At 49.7% G+C, this 23,027-nt stretch carries 21 protein-coding genes; 6 read left to right on the top strand and 15 right to left on the bottom strand.

Annotated features, from left to right (window positions below; translation table 11 throughout):
• Positions 1-123: 123 nt before the first annotated feature.
• From ACFTRD_RS25125 to ACFTRD_RS25115, 3 genes are all read right to left on the bottom strand, one after another.
• Positions 124-1,797: an NAD(P)H-hydrate dehydratase gene (locus tag ACFTRD_RS25125; protein WP_379384790.1), complete on the bottom strand. Its 1,674-nt coding sequence runs from the start codon at positions 1,795-1,797 to the stop codon at positions 124-126.
• A 162-nt stretch (positions 1,798-1,959) separates the two neighbouring features.
• On the bottom strand, positions 1,960-2,592 hold the full coding sequence (locus tag ACFTRD_RS25120) for an NAD(P)-dependent oxidoreductase (protein WP_192262802.1): 633 nt from the start codon (positions 2,590-2,592) through the stop codon (positions 1,960-1,962).
• 250 nt (positions 2,593-2,842) lie between these two features.
• Positions 2,843-3,268, bottom strand: coding sequence for a GNAT family N-acetyltransferase (locus ACFTRD_RS25115; protein WP_379384788.1), 426 nt, complete (start codon positions 3,266-3,268; stop codon positions 2,843-2,845).
• 213 nt (positions 3,269-3,481) lie between these two features.
• Here ACFTRD_RS25115 and ACFTRD_RS25110 point away from each other — a divergent pair, with 213 nt between their 5' ends.
• Positions 3,482-4,408 carry a hypothetical protein gene (locus ACFTRD_RS25110; RefSeq protein WP_379384786.1) on the top strand — a complete coding sequence of 309 codons (927 nt, stop codon included), beginning with the start codon at positions 3,482-3,484 and terminating at the stop codon, positions 4,406-4,408.
• Between the two features lie 180 nt (positions 4,409-4,588).
• Here the strand turns inward: ACFTRD_RS25110 and ACFTRD_RS25105 are convergent, their stop codons facing one another.
• The 6 genes from ACFTRD_RS25105 to ACFTRD_RS25080 form a co-directional block, all read right to left on the bottom strand.
• Positions 4,589-4,828: a YezD family protein gene (locus ACFTRD_RS25105; RefSeq protein ID WP_192262798.1), complete on the bottom strand. Its 240-nt coding sequence runs from the start codon at positions 4,826-4,828 to the stop codon at positions 4,589-4,591.
• Between the two features lie 241 nt (positions 4,829-5,069).
• A complete protein-coding gene (cysW, locus tag ACFTRD_RS25100) occupies positions 5,070-5,945 on the bottom strand; it encodes a sulfate ABC transporter permease subunit CysW (protein ID WP_379384784.1) in 876 nt (291 codons plus the stop codon).
• A gap of 218 nt (positions 5,946-6,163) precedes the next feature.
• Positions 6,164-7,000 carry a sulfate ABC transporter permease subunit CysT gene (gene cysT, locus ACFTRD_RS25095; RefSeq protein WP_379384782.1) on the bottom strand — a complete coding sequence of 279 codons (837 nt, stop codon included), beginning with the start codon at positions 6,998-7,000 and terminating at the stop codon, positions 6,164-6,166.
• A gap of 82 nt (positions 7,001-7,082) precedes the next feature.
• The gene (locus ACFTRD_RS25090) at positions 7,083-8,162 is read right to left on the bottom strand and encodes a sulfate ABC transporter substrate-binding protein (RefSeq protein WP_379384780.1); all 1,080 of its coding nucleotides are present in this window, start codon (positions 8,160-8,162) and stop codon (positions 7,083-7,085) included.
• 472 nt (positions 8,163-8,634) lie between these two features.
• Entirely contained in the window at positions 8,635-10,509 is a 1,875-nt protein-coding gene (locus tag ACFTRD_RS25085; protein ID WP_379384779.1) for a rhamnogalacturonan lyase, read from the bottom strand.
• A gap of 263 nt (positions 10,510-10,772) precedes the next feature.
• A complete protein-coding gene (locus tag ACFTRD_RS25080; RefSeq protein ID WP_379385238.1) occupies positions 10,773-11,828 on the bottom strand; it encodes a lactonase family protein in 1,056 nt (351 codons plus the stop codon).
• A gap of 221 nt (positions 11,829-12,049) precedes the next feature.
• Between ACFTRD_RS25080 and ACFTRD_RS25075 the strand changes: the two genes are divergently transcribed.
• Positions 12,050-12,901 carry an AraC family transcriptional regulator gene (locus tag ACFTRD_RS25075; RefSeq protein ID WP_379384778.1) on the top strand — a complete coding sequence of 284 codons (852 nt, stop codon included), beginning with the start codon at positions 12,050-12,052 and terminating at the stop codon, positions 12,899-12,901.
• A 148-nt stretch (positions 12,902-13,049) separates the two neighbouring features.
• Complete coding sequence (locus tag ACFTRD_RS25070; protein ID WP_379384776.1) at positions 13,050-13,736, top strand: S-layer homology domain-containing protein; 687 nt, start codon at positions 13,050-13,052, stop codon at positions 13,734-13,736.
• 149 nt (positions 13,737-13,885) lie between these two features.
• On the opposite strand, the gene ACFTRD_RS25065 is transcribed toward ACFTRD_RS25070, so the two are convergent.
• Complete coding sequence (locus ACFTRD_RS25065) at positions 13,886-14,512, bottom strand: nitroreductase family protein (RefSeq protein WP_062322614.1); 627 nt, start codon at positions 14,510-14,512, stop codon at positions 13,886-13,888.
• A 251-nt stretch (positions 14,513-14,763) separates the two neighbouring features.
• Positions 14,764-15,228, bottom strand: a complete 465-nt coding sequence (locus ACFTRD_RS25060) for an Rrf2 family transcriptional regulator (protein WP_379384773.1) — start codon at positions 15,226-15,228, stop codon at positions 14,764-14,766.
• Between the two features lie 432 nt (positions 15,229-15,660).
• Between ACFTRD_RS25060 and ACFTRD_RS25055 the strand changes: the two genes are divergently transcribed.
• Together ACFTRD_RS25055 and ACFTRD_RS25050 are read left to right on the top strand one after the other, a co-directional pair.
• Entirely contained in the window at positions 15,661-16,386 is a 726-nt protein-coding gene (locus tag ACFTRD_RS25055) for an MBL fold metallo-hydrolase (RefSeq protein ID WP_379384771.1), read from the top strand.
• Positions 16,383-16,955, top strand: a complete 573-nt coding sequence (locus ACFTRD_RS25050; protein WP_379384769.1) for a TetR-like C-terminal domain-containing protein — start codon at positions 16,383-16,385, stop codon at positions 16,953-16,955. Before ACFTRD_RS25055 ends, ACFTRD_RS25050 begins: the two co-directional genes overlap by 4 nt.
• 403 nt (positions 16,956-17,358) lie before the next feature.
• On the opposite strand, the gene ACFTRD_RS25045 is transcribed toward ACFTRD_RS25050, so the two are convergent.
• Positions 17,359-18,489 carry a hypothetical protein gene (locus ACFTRD_RS25045; protein WP_379384767.1) on the bottom strand — a complete coding sequence of 377 codons (1,131 nt, stop codon included), beginning with the start codon at positions 18,487-18,489 and terminating at the stop codon, positions 17,359-17,361.
• 463 nt (positions 18,490-18,952) lie between these two features.
• Between ACFTRD_RS25045 and ACFTRD_RS25040 the strand changes: the two genes are divergently transcribed.
• Positions 18,953-19,438 carry a CcdC family protein gene (locus ACFTRD_RS25040; RefSeq protein ID WP_379384765.1) on the top strand — a complete coding sequence of 162 codons (486 nt, stop codon included), beginning with the start codon at positions 18,953-18,955 and terminating at the stop codon, positions 19,436-19,438.
• A gap of 246 nt (positions 19,439-19,684) precedes the next feature.
• On the opposite strand, the gene ACFTRD_RS25035 is transcribed toward ACFTRD_RS25040, so the two are convergent.
• The 3 genes from ACFTRD_RS25035 to comX are packed head-to-tail and all read right to left on the bottom strand — an operon-like array spanning position 19,685 to position 22,914.
• Positions 19,685-20,344 (bottom strand): response regulator, encoded by a 660-nt coding sequence (locus ACFTRD_RS25035; RefSeq protein WP_379384763.1) that lies wholly within the window; start codon positions 20,342-20,344, stop codon positions 19,685-19,687.
• A gap of 30 nt (positions 20,345-20,374) precedes the next feature.
• Positions 20,375-22,699, bottom strand: a complete 2,325-nt coding sequence (locus ACFTRD_RS25030) for a sensor histidine kinase (protein ID WP_379384761.1) — start codon at positions 22,697-22,699, stop codon at positions 20,375-20,377.
• A gap of 32 nt (positions 22,700-22,731) precedes the next feature.
• A complete protein-coding gene (gene comX / locus ACFTRD_RS25025; RefSeq protein WP_094938120.1) occupies positions 22,732-22,914 on the bottom strand; it encodes a competence pheromone ComX in 183 nt (60 codons plus the stop codon).
• Positions 22,915-23,027: the final 113 nt, after the last annotated feature.

Genomic DNA, 23,027 nt, shown 5'->3' with positions numbered 1-23,027 from the left:
TAATGGTATATCCAAAGGAAACCTACGTTCTCTTACATGAGGGAAACGTAGGTTTTCTTTTCTTATGTTGAGGTGCGAGATGCATTATTCATCGAATGTCTAATGGCTGTTCACAAACCAGCATCACAATGCGTCGATGATGTCCCCAGCGAGCAGAGAGGCCGGATCACCGCGCAGCAATGCTGCTCGCTCGGCAGCCTGCCCATGCAGATACACACCAAAGGCAGCGGCTTGCTCCGCGCTGAGCCCTTGGGCAAGCAGACCGGCGATAATACCGGTCAATACGTCTCCGGCACCGCCGGTAGCCATGCCGGCATGCCCGGTGGTGTTAATGTACGCCTCGCCGGAAGGCGTTGCGATGACTGTTCGTGCTCCCTTGAGCACAAGGGTCACGCCCTGCTCGCGGGCGTACCGTGCAGCGTGTCCGATTCGGTCACGCTGCACTTCCGGGGTCGGCATGCCCAGCAGTCGACCCATCTCTCCGGGGTGCGGCGTCAGGATGGTCGCCGCACTGCGTTTGCCCCAGTCGCGAGGCCCCTGTGGGCCGGCGTCTGCAAGCATGTTGAGGGCGTCCGCGTCGATGACGAACGGGCGATCCGTTTGCTGCCACAGACGGCGAAGCCAGTCTGTGTCGCCTTTGAAGCGACCGAGGCCCGGGCCGGTCGCGAGCACGTCGCGGCTTTCGGCGAGACGCAGCACGGCGTCCGCGGAAGCCGCGTTCCACTCGCCGCTGTCGCTATCTGTGGCGGCAGCGAGCATGAGCTCGGGCACGGTGCCGACGACATGCGGCAGCAGTGCCGCGGGCAGCGCCCATGTGGCGAGCCCGCAGCCAGCGCGCAGCGCGGCCTTGGCCGAGAGCAAGCCCGCGCCGCTCATCGGCAGACTGCCTGCGGCCAGCAGCACATGGCCGTAGGTGCCTTTATGGCCGTCCGGTGCCCGGAGACGGCCCGTGTCCACGCGCAGGGCACTGCGCAGCACCTCTTCCGTCAGCAGACGGACCGAGGGGCCATGCTCCGGCGCAAGCCGCGCGGGAATGCCGATGGAGCGCACCACGATGCGCCCTGCAACGGAAGCGCCCGGGTACTGCACCAGCCCGCGCTTGAGCAGCGCGAGACATACGGTCACCCGGGCTTGAATGCAGGGCTCATATACCTCCCCGGTGTCGGCATTCAGCCCGCTTGGCACATCGGCGGACACGACCGGCTTGCCGCTGTCGTTCGCCGCCTCAATCAGCGCCGCGTAAGCTCCGCGCGGCGCCCCCCGCGAGCCGGTGCCCAGCAGCGCATCCACGATGCCTGTGCACCGGCTGAAGTCCACGGCTTCGCGCCCGTGGACCAGAGCAGGGATGCCGAGCTGCGCGGCGGCATCCCGCTGCACTGCGGCTTCTCCCCGCAGTGACTCGGGCGCATCGGCGTAAACCAAAGTCACGCCGAGCCCCGCTTCAACCAAATGGCGCGCCGCAACCAGCCCGTCGCCGCCATTATTACCCTTGCCGATCAGCATGTACCACTGCTGATCGCCGGGTTGCTCCATCACGAGCGCCGGATCGGCGATGATGTCGCCACCATGACCTTGCCGATCCCCGGGCCCGGTGCGCGCCATGGAATTCGACGCCGTCTTTTCACACCGCGCTCCTCGCTCCATTCCACGCCTCGTGCCATCTTCCCTGCACAGCCCGATAACTTCCTCGGCAATAGCCCTGCCTGCATTCTCCATCAGACTGGCCGCAGGAATGCCGAGCTGATGAATGGTATGCTCATCCACAGCTTTCATCTGTTCAGCGGTTACGATAAACAACAGTCCATCCCTCCCCGGTGACAACCCTTTTTTACAACTTCACCCAACCTTATTTATTCTTCCTTGCTGCACTTTCACATCTCCGGAATTGAAATCCGTACTCACCTTCCATAAAACCAGCCAAGGTTCTCCATCTTACCATTCAGTCTGCATAACCCGTGCTTAGTACCCCACCGTAAACCGGGATTGAATAAATTGCGGATCATCCAGTTCATCCACTAACGCCGCTGCAAAATCGCCAACGGAAATCGAACTCTCACCAAGGTCATCGGTGATCACACGATTCATGCCAACCCGGAAGATGCCTGTCCGTCTTCCTGTTGTGATCGTAGCCGCAGGGCTCATGTAGGTCCAGTGTATATCCGATTTCTCAATGAGGTCATACGCGTCTGCATGAGCCTTCGCCAGTGGCTTGACTTCCTCCGGGAATCCTGGTGTATCCATCAGCATGTCCCCAGAATCCGTGATTAGGCTTCCCGCTCCGCCAACGACAACCAAACGTCCCGCCTTGCCTCGCCGTACCCCCTCAATCAGAGATCGCGTGACTTCAAGCATCTCTTCCTCCTGGCCAAACTGTGGTCCATAGGCGCTTACAACGGCCTCCTGACCGGCTGTAAAGTCGGCAATCTGGTCCGGGTTAAGTAAATCCCCTTGTACCACACGTAAACGCTCATGTTCCATCTCAACCTTCGAAGGCTCACGAACAATTGCCGTCACCTCATGTCCACGGTCCATCAATTCCCACAGTATCGTCTTCCCAATCGCTCCGGTTGCTCCAAAAATGGCAACTTTCATATTAAATCCCTCTTTTCAGTAGATATCATCTTGTCAATTTACCGTTATTTTAATACTTAATCCCATTGTTATATACCTTAAACGGCTCACGCCATCTTAAACCGTGTGTACTCACTTGTAAACCATCGTAAAAAAACATCTCTTGCCCTTAATTCATAGGAAAAAGCCCCATGATGCGGCTCAACAACAATGACCTCATATTTAGATGGAGTTTCTTCATCATACCTCGCTTCTTCTACAGCCCGCTGTTTTATTCCGGTCCATCTTCCCCTTGTCTCCACCACATGCCTTCCGATTTCGGACGGGTGTAGGCAAAGCCAAATTGAGCATACAAACGATCCGCAGGAACATCTGCCAGCAGACTGACCAAACCGCGAGCAGGTACCCGTTCACGCAAATAATTCATGATCTCGCTCATGATCAGTTTGCCATAGCCCTTGCCCTGGTATTCCGGGTGTACAGCGATATCTACAACCTGAAAGAAACAACCACCGTCTCCGATGACCCGGCCCATGCCTACAATTTCATTTTCTTTACGCAGACATACAGCAAAAAGACTATTCGGCAGCCCCATCTCCGCCCCCTCCTTGCTCATCGCACTGAGACCTGCGATCTTCCGTAACGCAAGGTACTCTGCTGCTGAGGGCGGTGTGTGTTCAACGTTGATTCGCTCCATAAATCATACCCCTTCCTATTAAAATGTGATTACATGCAAAAATAGAAAATCCATGGAGATTACATTTCTTTGCTTAGGCCCCTTAACCCTACTTATGACAGTAAATTCCTACTGTTCCTGCTTGAATTCATGTACTTCCTGTGTAATAGTTGAGAGAAGCTGAACTGATTCGTATTTCATGATACACCAAGTTCATGCAAAGGAGGAACACATGTGCTTCAACGCTGGATAGATGATGCCACATCACGACCAGGCTCTGATGCTGTGCTGTTCGGAGCAATGGCTGTGCTTCTGGGCATATACATATGGTCTGCCACTGAAGTTCGCCGCAGCCGTGACCGGCGAATGCGGAGAATACGAGATACTTTATACATAAGTACAGCTCTTCTGGGACAACTTGCCGACATCGAAAATCGGAAATTTAAATTTTCGGAACATGAACATAATGAATGGTTAACCGCCATGCTGGCCTGTAAGGCAGCAGCCTGCCTATCCTCCCAGCTTCAGGATCAGATCCGTGACTGTATTCGGGATCATGATCCGGCCAGACTCGCACTGATGCACAGGGCTTTGGAACGTGAGAGTACAGCATTATCCGAAGAACTTAGCCGGGATACACAGGCTGATCATTGGGGAAAAGCCGTTTGGAAAATCATCCGGCCTGCTGCTGAACCCGCTGCGCTGTTCGCGGTGTCGGTTCTCACAATCGATCTGATATTCCGTCAGCGTCTTCTTGAGGTTTCCATCGATTCCTGGCAGGCAGCCTTGCCCTGGATTCGCTTCGTTTCCCTGATGATTACCATAATTTATGGTTATCTGCTCTGGGCCAGCCCAAGACAGGATACAGCAGGTACAGTTACCAAAGCGCTATCCTTGCTGATTGCACTGTGCGGCCTTTTTCATCTGATTGGACTCGTTGCTGCTCCCTATGCGCTCGGATTGCAACTCATTCTGTTCATCTCCGGTTTCGGCCTGACAGGAAGTCCTTCTCGCAGTGATCGTCCCTATGTGGGACACACCGATTCCGATGATGAATTGAAGATGAGTACAGACACATATGCCAACGAGAACCTGAACCTGGAGCTGAATCTCAATAAACCACGCACACCCGGAGCTATTTCCGAAAAGTCAACCTTTTAACTCGGTTTGCCTGATATGAGCATTCTCAAGTTAATTCAATATCAAAAAAGAGAAGCCCGCGAAATCGTCGGCTTCTCTTTTTTTGATTTTCACTTCTTTCAGCATTTTGCATACTTCGATTTCCATTTTAGAAAAGGTCCAGACATATGATAACAGGTTCAATCGTGGATCACCTTAAGCCTATCCCTTCGCGCTCGCATTTGATCCGCGCAACGAACGGGGTGTATTGCTTCGTGCAGTGCTGCCGGATTTGGAGGCGCTGCCGGAGGGCGCATTTTCAAATCGCTTGCGTTCGGTCCGCTCCATCTGTACAATCTGACCTTCGTGTACAACGATGTGCAGCGAGCCAAACTCCATGTCATTCAGCTGTCCGGCAATGCGGTCCATCCATACCTCATCCACTTTTAACGGCTTAGCCATAGAGCCGCCTCCTCTTCTCGGGCTACTTGCCCGCGATATTCAACTCGTGTGCTGCCATCCAACCGAATTATAATTCATTCTTATCCAACCTATATACTTGGTTTATACATTAACAGGGCTTCCATTAGCTGTCAATCCGAATTTTTATGATTATGAGGCAAAATTTATTTTTATGCCATACTGTCCTGTCATCCAGGCTAAGGCATCCAACAAGGATTAAGGAGCATTGCGCCCCTTCTCTTCACTTTTCAGGAATCGTTTTATGCCCCAGCCAGCTCTTGAGCAGCAACGTAGCCAAAGCCAAGATCAACAAAAGGGAAGCGACAGCAAATGATGCCGAGAACTGGTACTCGTTATACAAAATCTCGACATGCAGCGGCAGCGTATTGGTTTCTCCACGAATATGTCCCGATACAACAGACACGGCTCCGAACTCGCCCATCGCCCGTGCATTACACAGAATAATGCCATACAACAGTCCCCACTTGATGTTGGGAAGTGTCACGTCCCAGAAGATTCGCCACCCGGAGGCACCCAACGTAACTGCTGCTTCCTCTTCCCTCGTGCCCTGATCCTCCATCAGCGGAATCAGTTCTCTGGCGACGAAGGGAAACGTAATGAATAATGTAGCCAGCACAATGCCTGGCAGCGCAAAAATAATTTTGATATCATGGTCGGCCAGCCACGGTCCAAACCATCCATTCGAACCAAAGACCAGGACAAAGATCAACCCGCCCACGACAGGAGAAATCGAAAACGGGAGATCGATCAGGGTGATCATAAGCCCTTTGCCCCTGAACTGAAACTTGGTAATAACCCACGCGGCCGCCACACCGAATATCGTATTCAGAGGTACGGTGATCCCAGCAACCAACAGCGTAAGTTTCAGCGCTGACATGGCATCGGGTTCGGTAAGCGCGGCGATGTAGACACCCCAGCCCTGCTTTAACGCCTCCATTAGCACAATCACCAGCGGCAAGATGAGCAGCCAGAGCAGCACCAGACTTGCCAAACCGATCAACAGCCATTTGACCCATGGCGCTTCCGTGGTTGCACGGTTTGGACTCGGCCCGGTTCGCACACGGGAAACAGGCGTTAATGGAACGGAACCCGCCATATATTCTGTACCTCCTTTTGGTTTATATAAGTTGAACAAATGATTTTACACTAAGCCACTGCGCGGTCAGAACATCTTCCGATTGCTGTTATCCCCCGATTTTTCATGAACCAATCCTAAAAAGGGGAAATGCAAACGCTCCGCTTCTCCAGATTTTTCTGTCCTCTCCGTTATCGTGTAAAGGTTACGTTCAACTTATATAGGTTGGCTTATATGCGTTAAGCTCTTCCTGCCTTTCGGCTCCAGCGCTGCAATGAATTAATGATCAGCAATAGGACAAAAGAGACCAGCAGCAGCAGCAAGGCTACCGCTGTAGCTCCTGCATAATCAAACTGCTCCAACTTCGCCATGATTAGCAGGGGGGCAATCTCCGTTTTCATCGGCATATTGCCTGAGATAAACACCACTGATCCATATTCGCCAATGCCTCGGGCAAAGGCCAACGCAAAGCCAGTCAGCAGCGGCGGGATCAGATCCGGAAGCAGGATTTTCCGGAATATCCGCCATCTTCCCGCTCCCAGCGTAGCTGCGGCTTCCTCCACCTCTGCCTCCAGTTCCTGCAAAACCGGCTGGACCGTTCGCACCACAAACGGAATTCCGATAAACATCAGCGCAAGAGTAATGCCCGCCTGTGAATAAGCCAGCTTAATGCCCAGAGGTTCCACCAACTGTCCGATCCAGCCATTTCCGGCATACAATGCCGTTAAGGCAACCCCCGCCACAGCCGTCGGCAAGGCAAAAGGCAGATCAATGACGGCATCAAACAGCCGTTTTCCGGGGAACTCATACCGGACGAGTACCCAAGCCAGAAGCAGCCCGAGGACCAAATCGATCAAGGCCGCTGCGCCTGCGGTTAGAAAGCTCACCTGAAAGGAAGCCAGTACCCGGGGATTCGTCGCCACCTCAATCAGTGTGGACCAGGTCAGTCCCGTGGAATTAAACAAAAGCGCTGCCAGTGGAATAAGTACAACAAGGCTCAGGTAGAGCACACTGTAACCCATCGTTAATCCGAATCCCGGCAGTGTACGACTCCGGGCCGCCATCACCTTGTTCATGCACGTTCATCCTCTCTGCCTTCAGTCGGTAGGACTGGTTGGCCGCTCACATGATCACGCAACAACATCGACATCAAAATCATTAGCTGCCCGGAACATAAATCTGGTCAAAGATACCGCCGTCATTAAAGTGCTTGGCTTGCGTATCCCGCCATGTGCCAAATACATCCTTCAATGTGAATAGCTCAAGCTGCGGGAACTGGTCCTTGAACTTTTCCTTCACGCTGTCCAGGGTTGGACGGTAATAGTTCTCGGCAGCAATCGTTTGCCCTTCTTCGCTGTACAAATATTTCAGATAGGCGTCCGCCACTTCACGACTGCCTTTTTTGTCTGCATTTTTATCCACGATCGCTACTGGTGGTTCGGCCAGAATGCTGACGGAAGGCACAACAATATCGAATTTATCCGGACCCAGCTCTTTAACCGACAAGAAAGCCTCATTCTCCCACGCAAGCAGAACATCACCAATACCACGTTCTACAAACGTCGTCGTCGCTCCACGGGCTCCAGAGTCAAGCACAGGCGCATGTTTGAACAATTCTGCAACAAATGCTTTGGCCTTCTCTTCATCATTGTTGTTATGTTTGAGCGCATATCCCCATGCCGCCAGATAGTTCCAGCGTGCTCCGCCGGACGTCTTGGGATTCGGTGTAATAACCTGTGTATCTCCCTTGATGAGATCATCCCAGTCCTTAATGCCTTTCGGATTGCCTTTGCGTACCAAAAATACAATCGTGGATGTATAAGGGGAGCTGTTATGCTCGTATTTGTCCTGCCAACCCGCATTGATCAAACCTTTATCCTCAATGGCATCGATGTCATATCCTAGAGCCAGCGTAACCACATCCGCGTCCAGCCCATCAATCACGGAACGACTCTGTTTACCTGAACCGCCATGAGACTGCTTAATCGTCACTTCCTGGCCCTTCTCTTTCAGCCAATACGCCGCAAAGGCCTTGTTATATTGCTCATAGAGTTCACGTGTCGGATCATAGGATACATTCAGCAGCTCGATCGCTTTTGCCCCTTCTTTGCCGCCTTCCGCTCCCTCCGGTGTTCCTGCTGCATTCGATCCACCGCCTTCCGATCCGCATGCCGCCAGTACCCCTGTTAACACCAATGCCAGACCAACCAGAATACCCTTATGAATTTTCTTTTTCATAGATAACACTCCCCCCGAATGGTTCTGCAAGACTACTTCAACAGGCTGAACAGCATGGAACGCACCGAAAAAAACAAAAAACGGAGGAACCCCCGCGCACTTCTCCCTCATAAAGTCATGCCGGCCCAAAGGCCGTGTATGCTTCATCCAGAATGATGCGCTGCGGTGTTCCTCCGTCTATACGGTGAGAACGTTATTCTGTTCACGTTACGATCTCTCATGTGACTGTAAATGACTGCTTCAGCAAATAGAACGTAGTCATTTTTATTATTCCTACCTGTTTAGTAAGTTATATACGTTATCATAAGGGCAGTATATATGGCTGTCAAACGTTTTTTCCGATTTCTCCCGATTTTCTGTTCAAGGGGTAGAAAAAGAAGAACAACGGACCTGAGTCCTTTGTTCCCCTGCGTTAAACAACCCTTATTCTTTGCAAAGCCTTCATTCGGATCGCATGCCTGTCTGCTTAGCCTTACTTGCCTGCATACCGGATATTGGGTACAGGAGGTGTGCTCATGCCATCTCCCAAATAAAAACCGGTGTGCGGCGGTTGGTTATAGGCTACATTTTGCCAGGCTACGCCAAGACGGTATACCGGATCATGCATCAGGGTATAGATACGTTTATCCGTTACGGCTGTTGTCGTGTAAATACGCAGCGCAGAGCTGTCATTGGTCCGCCATACCACTTCTTCTCTCCAGTCTCCAAACAGGTCGGCCTGCAAATTCGGTGTGGATTTCGTTCCATTATTGGAAGAAACACCGGAAGCGGTCAACAGATTCACCGTTTTGCTATTGGCGTAATCCCATTTATCAATCCGGTTGCTGTCCAGCAGTTCGCGGAGCAGATCACCATCCCACCAGATGCCAAAATTCGTGGAGGAAGGCAGGGTTGTCCCGATCTTCTGTCCTTTGGCTGTGTACAAACCACCATCCGCCCATACTTCGGCTCCCTTATAACGTGGGTCGATATCCGCCGCCATGCCTCGTCCAATATCCTTCGTTGTTGGTATGCCCCAAATCAACTGTCCTGTACGTGCATCACGGAATTCAACCCCCGCATTGGACGGTGTCTCATGAACCTGGAAAACTTCAAGTCCTGCACGATCCGGGTCCAGATCACTCAGATGCATGGCGTCTCCATGCTTCAGTCCCGTCGTATACAGACCTTTACCATTGTCATCCACCGCCATGGCACCATAGATGATCTCATCTTTGCCATCGCCATCCACGTCCGCCACGCTCAAATTATGATTACCTTGTCCGGCATAACCTGAATTACCTGATGTATTGGAATCAAAAGTCCATTGTTTCGTCAATTGTCCATTCCGCCAGTTGTATGCGACCAGCACAGTCCGCGTGTAGTAGCCACGCGCCATGACCAGACTTGGACGTTCCCCATCCAGATACGCAATCGCTGCGAGGAATCGATCCACCCGGTTGCCGTAATTGTCTCCCCAATCGGACACATTGCCACGCGCCGGTTCGTAGTTCACTGTGGAAAGTGCTTTGCCGGTCTGTCCGTTGAAGATCGTAAGGAACTCCGGTCCTGACAGCACATAACCGCTTAAATTCCGGTAATCCTTGCTGGCATCGCCGATGACCACACCCGTACCATCCCTGGTCCCATCTGCCGTTTTCATCGCCACTTCGGCCTTGCCGTCTCCGTCCAGATCGTACACCATAAACTGGGTGTAATGAGCCCCCGCACGAATATTTTTGCCCAGACTGATACGCCACAGGCGCGTTCCATTCAATTTGTAGGCATCCATAAATACTTCGCCCGTATAACTGCTTTGGGAGTTATCCTTGGAGTTGGACGGGTCCCACTTCACGATCAATTCATACTCACCGTCCCCGTCCAGATCCCCTGCACTCGCATCATTGGCACTATACGTGTAGGCTACACCATCCGGTGTTGTACCCCCTGCTGGCACACTGAGAGGTACGGACAAATAATGATTGCCCCATACGCTCGCTGCCGCCGAAGCAGCCTGCTCGGTTCCACTGACTACGGCTCGAACCGTATATTTGGAGCTGCTTGTCCCGCTTGCATCCTGGAGGTTGGTGCTGTTCGTTATGGGCGATGCATTCACCTTGGTTCCATCCCGGTAGACATTAAACGACACATTCGACCCTTCCGTACCCAACAGCCGCCAACTGACAAACACACCTGTGCCTGTCTTTACTGCAACCACACCGCGGTCCAGAAACTCCATCTGACGGGCACCCGCAGCATGAGTGACCGGCGTGTTTCCAAGACCGAGCGAAGTAACCAGTAACGCAGAACTCAACAGGGATACCCCCGCGGTCCACAATGTACGCTTCCATAACGATCGTTTTCCCATAAAGCCATTGCCTCCCCAATCGAATTGGTAAGCCCGATGCCCTTGGTAGCGCCATCTTTTATGTAAGCGCTTTAATATAATTATTTTAAATTAAACATATAATTCCATCTATAGGTCTAAATTAGTAGATTTCTAGAGGCGATATTCATAGCACTTTTCTAAAATCATATTTCCACGGACGCAAAAAAACTGTGGAAGCCCTGTCATATAGACAGGATTTCCACAGCTAATATTGACGTTATTGCACTTTACACCAAGGGATGTTAAACCACCGGAGCAATACACACCGGGCGGGACAACTCCAGTTTGAACCCGTTATGCGTCAGACGGCCGTCTTCTCCATTCATCTGAAAACCGACGAGATTGTTGCTGTCCTGATTGGCTACCAGCAGAATGCCACCTGGCAGCAGATTGAAGTTGCGCGGGGTCTGACCAATCGTCGAGGTCCACTCGACCGCTTCCAATTCACCGGATTCCTGATCAATGTGATACAGCACAATGCTGTCATCTCCACGGTTGGAAGCATAGAGGAAACGACCACACGTGGATACACGAATATCTGCCGCCGTGCCTTCTCCGTTATGTCCTTCAGGCAGTGTAGATATATGCTGCAAAGTATTGAATTCACCTCTACGCTCATCATACATGAATGCCGTAACGGTGTTGCTCAACTCGTTGATCACATATGCCCATTGTGAGTTCGGGTGGAAGACCAGATGTCTCGGCCCTGAGCCAGGAGGCTGATTCATCTCCCGATGAGTAACGAGACGTCCTTCTTCCAACCGATACACAATGATCTGATCCAGACCAAGATCACAGACAACAGCATACTGACCGGAAGGATCCGGCTGTATGGAGTGTGCGTGCGGCCCTTCCTGACGATCATCGTTCAACCCTCTTCCCGTATGTTTAACCAGCGCACTCATCTCTCCAAGCGTCCCCTGATCTCCAATCGGAAATACGTTCACACTACCACTGCTGTAGTTTGACGCAAGAACCCACTTGCCATCCTCCGTAACAGAGACATAACAAGGTGAAGCACCTTTCGTCAATTTGCGATCCATCAGATGAAGTTCACTCGTTGCCGCATCCCGGCGATAGACGAGCACTTCTCCCTCATCTGTTTCACTCGCGGCATACAGGCAGCTCCCGTCCGGGCACAGTGCCAGATAGGATGGATTATCCACACCATCCATATGATTCACAATCCGCATCTCACCTGTGTTCGTATTCAATGCACATAGAAAAATTCCAAGTTGATCCGCTGATGCATACGTACCTGTATAGAAAAATGTTTCATTGGTTGTTATCGGTTCCATCAACTATTCTCCCCCTATTCATTCAGATATTGATTCCATTGTTATGTACTTACCCAATTCACAGACTTCTGCTTCATTGGTCGCCCTCCATTCTTATGGATATGCATACCCTGGGAGCGCTTGCAGATAGACCATTGACTCCCCTATCCTCCCTCACCATAATACAAAGTATGAGACCCTACAATAGTTCAACCCCAATGCGTAAATCCGACGGATTCCATATGCAAAAACTTATTGTATTGCCTGATCCGCTACTGGAGGAAGCTGCGGCTGCTCCAGTCACGTCCGGGCTGTACGTTACCGATATTGGATATTTCCACGAAGCTGAGCACCATTACCGGGACCGGCCCGAAGGATGTGCTTCGCATATTGTGATGTACTGTGTCCAGGGTATGGGCTGGTATATGCTCGCTGGCAGCAAGCGGCATGATGTTACCGCTGGAAATCTGGTGATCCTGCCTGCCCATGTCGCTCACGTCTACGGATCCTATTCGGCTGAACCCTGGAGCATCTATTGGATGCATCTACGCGGCGAACACGCCTCTACTTATATCGAGCCGCTGGTTGCAGATGTCATCCCCACGATTTCTCCCACCAAGGCACAGAAATGGCTGGAGCTGTTCCATGAATGTTACAGCATACTGGAGACTGGTTATTCAATGCAAACCTTGACATACACTTCCCTGATTGCGGGTTATATGTTAGGTATGCTCGCTTATGGACACGAAACAGAGGGCGGGATGGTCAGCAGCAAAAGAGCAGCAGAACAATCTGTGCAGTATATGCTGGAGCATCTTGAAAGTGGGGTTACCCTCAAGGAGCTGGCTGCCCAAGCCCGTTTGTCTGCACCTCACTACTCCCAATTGTTCAAACAGGCTACAGGACATTCACCCATTGATTATTTCCTGCGCCTCAAAATTCAGCATTCCTGCCGCTATCTTGATTTTACCGATTGGACCGTAAAACAGATCAGCTCCGAGTTGGGGTTCAAGGACCCGTATTACTTCTCACGCCTGTTCAGCAAAATGATGGGACGTTCACCCACGGATTATCGCAATAAATCGAAAGGATAGGATTATCGGAGTGCCAAACGATTTGTTATGAATATTTTGGAATACGGCATGGGAAATTACAGCAACCTTTTTGAGGGAAGGGTCGTCTATAGGGACAAATAGCTTTTATATAAAGGGATGACCCCTGGAAAAGTGAGGCGAATCTGTAATGAAAAAAAATAATAAGTTGGCTGCATTGGCCGTCGGAGCTTTACTTACACTCTCTCTGAGCGCTGGTCCAATTCACGCTGCTCAAGCGGGTTTCACCGATATTCAAGGCATTGCGGGAGCAGACAAGATTGAATCCCTGCATCAGGATGGATTAATTAAGGGAGTGAGTGATAGCTTGTTCAAGCCGGAACAGGAATTAAATACTGCTCAGGGCATACAGCTCATTGCCGATGGACTGGATCTGAATTTGGACACGATCCGATTCATCAAACAACCACTGCCAAGTGACTCCTTCTCCCACGTAAAAGATGGCGTATGGTACAGCGATGCTTTTATCCGCGCCAAATACAATGGGATCAAAATGTCAGATGATATTGATCCATCCAAAGCACTGACCCGTGAACAGTACACCCTGTTCTTGATGCAGGGCATTGAAGCCAAAGGCGGTCTGCCGATGATTAACATCAAACCGGTAGATATCACGGACGAACAGGAGCTTACTCCCGAATACCAAGGCGCTGTTCAACGCTCCCTTGTCTTGAAGATTAACACGCTCGATGCGAACGGCAATTTCAATCCGAAAGATACCATTACACGCGCTGAAGCTGCGGTTATGATGTATAACGCCAAGGCCTATATGGAAGACTTCAATGCACCGAAAATCCCCGAGACACCTGAAAAGTAATGACTACGGGAGAGCCTCTGATCCTCCCTGATCCACATTTAAAAGCAAAACAAAACAGCCACATGCTCCCTCAAGAGGAACATGCGGCTGTTTCTGTTATATCTTCTAATATATGATTGTACGCCGGTATACCGGTATTCAGATCAGGATTAGAACGATCCTTTAACCACAACTTCAGACAACGGGAAACGACCTGCTGGACGAGCTGGTTGAGCTGCCTTACCCACAGTAATCAACAGCGTTGGCACGTAACGTGATGGAATGTTGAATGTTTCGATCAATTGTTGCGGGTTGTAACCACCCATTGGGCAAGTATCATATCCCAGGGAACGTGCAGCAAGCATAATATTCTGTGAAGCAAAAGATGCATTGCGAATCGCTTCGTCACGGGCGATTTGCGGATTTTGGTAAGCATTGTTGATCTGTCCAACCAATGCGTCACGAACTTCAGCCGGGATCGCACCTGCTTCAACAGCCTGATCATAAATCACGGCGTTGCGGTTCGCTTCCAGATCTCCGAGTACAGCGATAGTAACGGAGCTGTCTGTGATTTGACTTTGGCCGTAAGCGATTGGCAGCAACTTGGCTTTGTCCGCTTCGGATTCGATCACGAGGAATTTCCAGTGCTGCAGATTCCATGAAGACGGTGCTTCGGAAGCGGCAGTCAGGATCGCGTTCAGATCTGCTTCAGGCATAACAAAATCTTTTTCATACTTTTTGACAGCGTGACGTTCGTTAATCACGCGAAGTGTTTCATTGTTTTCAATGCTGGACATGTGTTCCACTCCCCAAGTTCTTTTTAATTTTTTTTTACGTTCGCAAGGCCAAACTCTACCGAGTACTTACCCTCCGAAAATAACATCAGCGCAGACGATCGCTTCCATCTGTGTTCACGTTATGCCCGGAATCTCCTGAAAATATGAACGGATCTTACTACCGGAGCAAACGTCCTTATATACCCTGTCCACCATACTTATCAGCAGCAGTCCAAGGCCAGATCATGAAGAAGCGTTAGCATTATTCTCCGTCATGATCTATCCTTTGTGGACAAAAGCTCCTTGGACAAGGAACATTCTTCCCCATTGCTGATACGCTGCTTCACATCCTCAATGGATATGCGGTCAAAATAGGCACTCAACGCTTGTTCGCCTCCATCGTAGATGCCTCCCATCACTTCTTGCATATTGGAAGAAACGACGCATGTTGAACCGGATTCTCCCGAACACCAGCTGGGACCAAGTGATCCACCCGCTACCAGTCTGTACAAATCTCCAAGCTTGATGTCCTCACTCGGACGGCTGAGTAAATATCCACCGTGGGCACCTTCCTTGGTGGTCAGGTATCCATTCTTCCGCAGAACACTAAGAACCTTGCGTACCCTGGCTGGATGTGTACCAACACTTTGGGACAAGTCTTCACTATTGGCCATACATTCATCCTTCATGGACAGAAAGACCAGACAGTGCACAGCAATGGTAAATTCACTGTTCATTACTTACTCCCTTCCCGGCACATTTCACCGATAAAAATTCATTCCAAGGTAAGTATAACTGTTATTATAGGAATAACAGTTATCTTTGTCAACACTCTCCAACAGTCGGTTAGGAATCCCGATTTATCCCGACACAGGCAGGATTTACAATCTCTTTTCGTCGATCGTATATCATCAAATTTGGGCCGTATTTCCATGAAAAAAAACAAAAAAGTGAGCCAATCGCTTCGCGAAAGGCTCCAATAAGATAGACATATGAAAGGGCTTACGTGATTATTATAATCGGTTATTGTCATTTTGAAAACGCTTTTTTTGTCAAGTGGATCATTATTTTAAATTTTTCTGTTCTAAACGAATATCGACACAGGGATTGCAAAAACTAATGGCATTAGTTATATTACTAATAACATTAGTTTTGAGGAGGATTTTATCATGCGAATCACCCGTGAACATGCCGTCATTCAAATTTCATTTCTTCCCCGCCTCTTCCCCGTGAATGTATATCTTGTCGAAGAAGAGGATGGATTTACCCTGATTGATACCGGAATGCCATTCAGCCTCAAAGGGATTTTGGCTACTGCACAATCCCTCGGCAAACCCATTATCCGCATCATTCTGACTCATGCTCATGGCGATCATGTTGGTGCACTGGATGGTCTTAAGGATGCTCTGCCCCATGTCGAAGTCTGCATCTCCAGACGGGATGCCCCGCTGCTGGCCGGAGATGCTTCCCTGCATCCCGGCGAGCCACAGACCCCTGTGCGCGGAAGTGTGCCCAAAGCGGTGCGAACCCGGCCGGATCGCTTGCTGGATGACGGCGACCGGATCGGCTCTCTGGTCGCCATTGCCACTCCAGGCCATACGCCTGGCCACATGGCCTTCATGGATACGCGCAGCCGCGTGCTGATCGCTGGCGATGCGTACCAGCTGCATGGCGGTCTCGCCGTATCCGGCCGCCTGCGCCCGCTCTTCCCGTTCCCGGCGCTTGCGACCTGGAACCGTGAACTTGCTCTTGCCAGCGCCAAGCGCCTGGCTGAGCTGGAGCCGTCCGTGCTCGCTGTAGGGCACGGACGACTCCTGCGCCAGCCCGCGGCCGCCATGCTCGCTGCAGCGGCTGACGCAGAGCAGCGGCTGCGCCCCGCCGGGGGGCGCCTGTGAGCCCGCGGCAGGGTCTGGATCGCGGCGCTCTGTTAAGCGCAGCCGCCCAGCTCGCCGACAGCGACGGATTCCATGCGCTGACGCTGGCCGCTCTGGCCCAGCGGCTGGATGTGCGCTCCCCGTCGCTGTACAACCACATCAGCGGACTTCCAGGGCTTCGCCAGGAACTGGCGCTGATGTCCGTACAGCAGCTCAGCCGCGCATTAACCGCGGCGGCGGCCAACCTCTCGGGCGACGAAGCCATTCACGCGGTTGCTGCCGCATATATCGCCTTCGTCCGAGAGCATCCGGGGCTGTATGAAGCCTCATTTCATGCCCCGGACCGCGAGGAACCGCAGCTCGCTGCGGCCAGCACAGCTGCGTTGGAGGTGCTGCTACATATTCTGCAGCCCTACCCGCTAACCGAAGCGGAAGCATTACATGCAGTCCGTGGTTTGCGCAGCCTGTGTCATGGCTTCGCCTCTATGGGGGCGCAAGGCGGCTTCGGCATGGACTTTGACCCGGACGAAAGCTTGCGTCTGACCATTGCCGCTTTTCTGAGTGGGCTGCATCACCTTCACAAAGCCTAACCCGTTTCTACAGACCAAAGTGAAGAGGGGCTGTCCCATCAGTCATAAGCATGACGATGGGCGCCCCTTGTTATCATTATTATGGTCTAACGAACCTGGCACACGTTATTCGCTATCATTTGCACCGTCCTGAGATGTAACGAATCACAGAGACGTTATGTCATCGGTTACGTCGCTTTTTAGGCTCTGAAGCCGTGTTTGCACTGAAATGGCGTCACTGAAGTTCGTTAAAATTGGCATGTATTAACAATCCGTCGTTTAAGGTGCGGTAGATTTGTTAGGTACCTTGTAAGTTTAGCGCATGACGCTGAGCAGCCGTTCGGTCATGCCTACCGTAGTGGGAGCCCTTTCGGGACAGACCCTCTATATGTATCCCGGCGTTCCATTTCCTGAAACGGTTTTTCTATTGCCAGGGTTGTCGCCCTGTCTGCACTTCCTGCAAAATCTTCTTCATAACGGGCACGTAGACTTTCCAGTAAAACAGGTCCGGAATCCCCTTTTCATCCGGCGTAAGCTTGTTTCTCAGTATCTCCCATCCCTTAATGCGCCGCCAAAACGAATAATGCTTCATCTCACCGAATGTTCCAGCCATATAATAAGACCGATTATAGTCATCATGTCGAATAAGTGCGGGGAATTCTGGTGGTATCCCTGCATCTTTCAGTTTCTGTTGGCCTTCCTTGGTCAGATCGGTTCCATACCAGGCCAGTACGGAATCATTTTCCTCCGGTACAATGATGTCAAACCAGTTGCTATAATGGGTATCCTTAGTAACTCCACTCCATTCTGCACCTTCCTTTGTGAAGGAAACCTGGATATCCTCCGTCTTCACATCCCGACCTTTCCGGAGTACGATAACCTGTCCATCCTCATGCGCAAGTACAATGCCAGCTCCATGGAAAGACCAATTCTTCTTCTCACTGCGTTCATAGTTCATTCGCACTCTCTGCGGTACTTCATCCGTATTCTGTAGATTCGATACCGATCTGCCCTGCCATCCGCTGCTTCTCATGCCCAGAATGGGGTACAACTGCTCTCTTGTCAGGTCAGAAGTGATGTTCGACAAGGCACTGGACTCGGCGACAATTGATACCCCTTTATTGGCAGCTTCACAAATTTTTTGGGCATCGTATATCGTGAGACCTTCCAATGTTTGGCCCTGTATATGTTCGTTGGGATCATCAGATGACATACTCTGGTTTGACGTCAGATAGATCAGGTCCGTATCCGTCACCTCATCAGGTAAGGACCGCTTCATACGAAGAATGCCGTTCTGGGTGTCATATCCATAGTAATCTTCCTCGTACCTGTAACGCTCTCCGGTCTGCTGCACAATCTTCTGCTGATTCAGAAGCCATACCAATCCCTTATGTGCCACATAGGAAAGATCAGGTTTACTTTTGTCGATAATCATGATGTTCAGCGGTGTCGAAGCCTGCGATTGCCACAAGATCCAGGGCACAACCAGAACTACCGAAACCACCGTCAGACAAGCCATCGTCCATACCTTGACTGGTCTGTGAGTTCTATTCATCGAAGCGTCTTCCTCCTTGCTCTGTTCCAAGGTATTCCTATGATCGGCATATTACTCGTTTCCGTTCTTACTGTCCTTCCTCCTGTAGCCCATCCATCCATAGATTGAATCGGGAATGTATATAATACGTCCACGCTCTTTCATCTGTTTCATATGTTTGTGCAGTCGCCTGACAAGCTCTATATGACCCACTTGATTATCTGTCTTGTCACCGTCGATTTTTATAACCCTACATGTTCGTTCATTTCCTGAATTCCCCTTATTCGAATAAACGGCTTCACATTGGGTACAATAAATACAAATTTTTCAAATAAATCCTGTATGTTCATTCCGGGTCCATGAGACACTAAGCATTCTATCGGCTTTCTGCGTTTGTGATATAATAGGAACAGAAAATTCCGGTAATTCGCATCATGTTCCGGATGTCCGGATAACATATTATTCCAGAAAGAGGGAGTTCTACGTGGCCCAAATCAGTCCGTTTTACCTTCAGATCGGCGCAACTCTGGGTATGCTCATCATGGCCCTGCTTGCCATTTTTATTCGAATGAAAGCCAGCCATCGCCCGGTTACCATTCGCAAAATTCTTATCCCTCCACTGGGCATGAGTACGGGCTTTTTTATGTTTGTTGTGCCTGAGACACATGTTCCGCTTCTGTGGGCATTCATCGCACTGCTGGTGGGCTGGTTTATTTTCTCGTATCCCCTCATTCGCAGTACACGCTTTGAACGAGTTAACGAGGAAATTTTCGCCACTCGTTCACGAAGCTTCGCGTTCATTCTGCTTGGATTGCTGGCTATACGTCTGATCCTGCACGAAGTCATTCAGCGATATGTAAGCATTCCGCAAACGGGTGGCTTGTTCTTCCTGCTGGCCTTTGGCATGATCGTACGCTGGCGGGTATATATGTACAAACACTACAAGGAAGTTGTTGGGGCACAATCCTGATCGGACTCCAACAGAAAAAAAACACGTTCCATGCATTCGCATAATGAAGTGCTTCCTGTCAAGTGAATAATCTAAAAAAACAAAAAAATCATTTTATTAGGTACCTCAGCTCGTGTTAACGAAGCTGAGGTACCTTTGTTATGCAACTCTTGAGTTATGTCGCGCCACCGCAAATTCAACTCATCTGCTCCTATTCCTCTCATCCGTAGGGCAGACGATTTTCTTGGGAAGGATTCCCTCTTTACCTCATAAAATCGAATTGTTGCGCAAAAGCCCAATGCGCATCGCTTCTGTTATCGCTTCGGAGCGGGAGCGCACGCCTAGCTTCTCGAAGACGCGGGTCAGACTGTACTCAACTGTACGTTGACTCATGAGTAGCTTTGCAGCGATTTCTTTGTTACTACGGCCACTTGCAACTTCCTGCAAAATCTCTTGTTCACGCTCTGTGATGGATACCTTATTCAGGGTCTGATCTTTATTACGTTTACTCAAATGAATCTCACTCCGACGCAATTGACGCAGCAAATGAACCGGAATAACTGCTTCATCACGCATCGCACAGCGAATTGCAGTCAGAAGCTGCTCACGGGTTGCTGTCTTACTCACAAAACCTGTCACACCTGAGTCAATAAGGATGTTGAAGTTGGGACTTATGTCATAACCGGTGTAAATCAATATTCGATTTTCCGGATCGAGCGAGATTACACGTTTAGTCAGCTCCAATCCACTGATCCCGGGCATATTCAGATCAAAAAGCAATAGGTCAAAGTTCTCGATTTGCAATCGTTCCAACGCCTCCATGGGAAGTGTAAGCGCCGTCACCTGAATCTCCGGGTCTTGCTCCAGCAAAAGCTTCGTTCCTTCTCCTACTGATGGGTGATCATCTACCAGCAATATACGAATCATTGGATTCTCTCCTTTCTTTCCACATTTACTTTATCCTTCATCTGCTCTGGTTACAGCATGACTACGGATCGGCAACCGGATTACGGCGAATAGTCCTTTTCCAGGCTGTGAGTACCAATCCAGGCTTCCCTCAAAGCTACGGACGCGCTCTTTTATTCCCGATATCCCCATATGACTAAATGAGTCCTCTGTCACCGACTCTTGCATCCCTATGCCATTGTCACGATATGTATAATGCAGCACCCCTTCCTCCAATTTAATGCCAATCTCAACTCTCGCAGCCCGCGAATGCTTGGCTGCGTTTCGAAGCAGCTCCTGAGTGATTCTATAAATGGCTAGTGTCTGTTCATCATCAAGCAGTCCATCAACGGATTCTGTCGAGAAATCTACCACATAATCCATGCGTGTCTGAGCTTCAATAAACAACTGTTCCAAAGCTTGAGTAAGTCCCATTTCCATTAAAAGTGGAGGGCGCAATTCATTACATGTCTCGCGGATCTGATGGATGACATCAAGTAGCCCTTCCTTAATCTGTTCCAGTTCATTACGCAAACCTTCAGACATCTCTTCATCAATAATAGCTGTCTCTAACCGCCGAAGCCAGATGATCTGATCCTGCAAGGCAGAGTCATGCAGATCTGAAGCCAAGCGCCGTCGCTCATTCTCAGACAAGTTGAAGATTAGCCGAAGCACCCAGGATGGAGCATGACTGTGCTTTTGTATTTCCGTCTCCATATCCACGATTAGTCCTTCAATTAAGTAAAGATTTTCATAAACAATAGCGCTATAATTGGCTAACGTACTGAGCCAGTTCCGTTCGTCCGGGTTAAACCGTGTATGATTTGCTTTGTCGTCAATCCAGAGTATATACAAAGAATCCTGACGCTTTCCAATAACAAGACAAATGCCACGAGACATGGTCAACAGATATCCTGGAGCGATTCGATTCATTTTTTTCCGTAACTCACTTGCCAGTTCAGTACGCTCTGTCTTCCTCAATTGATCAATCCGCACTTCGGTTTGATGCATATCCCAATCGAAGAAAGCCATATCTAACACAGGAAGCGAAGAATTTATTTCCTGCTCCAATGCTTTCTCAAGGTCAGAGCGTTTCATGACACGCGATACATTGTGAGAGAATCGTTCAAAACTGTCCCTTATATCCAGACGACTACCCAATTTTTTCTTCACTCGACGATCCATATATTCCTTGACAAACAGCGTAATAACCAGAAGGAAATAAAACAAGAGAAACATACGGATGCCATCAATCCCGTTCGGCCCTCCGCTATTGGCTATCCACATCCCAAGCGTGGCCATCAACGCAGAAGGTATTATGGCAAGAAGAGCATGATAAATAAAGCGGTTTAGTATAAAATCAACATCAAACATCCTTCTCGTTGTCAGCATATATATATAAATAATCGGCAATGTCAACAAGAAGGCTGCAGCCACATCGTTAGATACAATTGGATAATTGATCAGTGATGGCAGGCTGTACAGACAGACAAACGGGAGAAAGGCCAGCGTATGCGCAATTAACGTCAATTTGAACAACGAATGCAAATGATCAAAGCGATGTTTGCGATACTTGTGAATTAACTTCGCGACAATTAAAATGTTGGGTATCGCAAAAAATAAAATAAGTAATGTCGATCCATAAGAGTAGAATTCCACGTCAATGAGTTCACGGATCGACCTCATGACTATGTGGAACACGATGCAGATATAAAACAGAACAAGCCAAGGTTTGGATATAAACCGTTCTTCAAACTTTCTTAGATAGCTATTCATAAAGTGAATAAATAGAATCGGTACCATTAGAAAGGATAAATAGAAAAAAAGACGTCCAAAAGGTTCGTATCGGTCTGTAGTATAACCACCCAGATAGGCTAGAACTGTGAACAGAAAGAAGAGCGCCAGAAGAAATGCCGATGAATCTTTCCGTCGGTAGTGCCCCATTATGACGACGAAAAAAAGAAAAAGTACAGACGCACTCAGTGGACCTTTAATGGAAAGTAGCGATACGTGCAAAGGCAGCTTCTGGATCGTCAGAAGCTGCTCCTTTCCATCTGCCCCTATTTTGGTAATCGACTCAGCTCGTTCAATCCTTCCATAATGTTGAACAGTGAAATTTCTCGCTGGTGAAGCCCCATCGATGGCAATCACGACGTCTCCTGGCTCCAAATAAGCCCGACCCCATCCCTCATCGCCAACAGAGCTCACTTTATAATACCCTGTTACATCTGCCTCAACTTCAATATGAATTAAAGGTGACCCAACAACGAGGAGGATATCATATACGACAATGACGATGTATATCAAAACTGCGGCTAGCCAATTCCCTTTCCTCAATTCAAAATCCTCCAACCTATTTTATGTATGATTTAATCGCCCCAGTTTGAAATCTGCTGACTGGTGATGGAGCGACCTTCCGATCGAAAAGTGAACACATCCAGTAATGCTCGGTGTTCGATCTCCCCTAGTCCGGCGAAAAACAATTGTCCACTTTTCAAACTGTTACACGCATTCTTTTCCTTCATCAACATCTCAATAGCTTCCTTCAACATTCCAGTCAGCCTCCCGTATCGTAGTTTAGTTTGATGAGCATTAAATCCCATTCCTATATATTCTACGCCGGCTGCATACGCGTATGAGATGATCTTCTGATGTATGAAATGCG

It is taken from the genome of Paenibacillus sp. NPDC056933, from assembly GCF_042674385.1.
In the GTDB taxonomy this organism is placed as follows: domain Bacteria; phylum Bacillota; class Bacilli; order Paenibacillales; family Paenibacillaceae; genus Paenibacillus.
The sequence above is the reverse complement of the archived record's forward strand: the minus strand, read 5'-3'. Positions and strand labels throughout refer to the sequence as shown.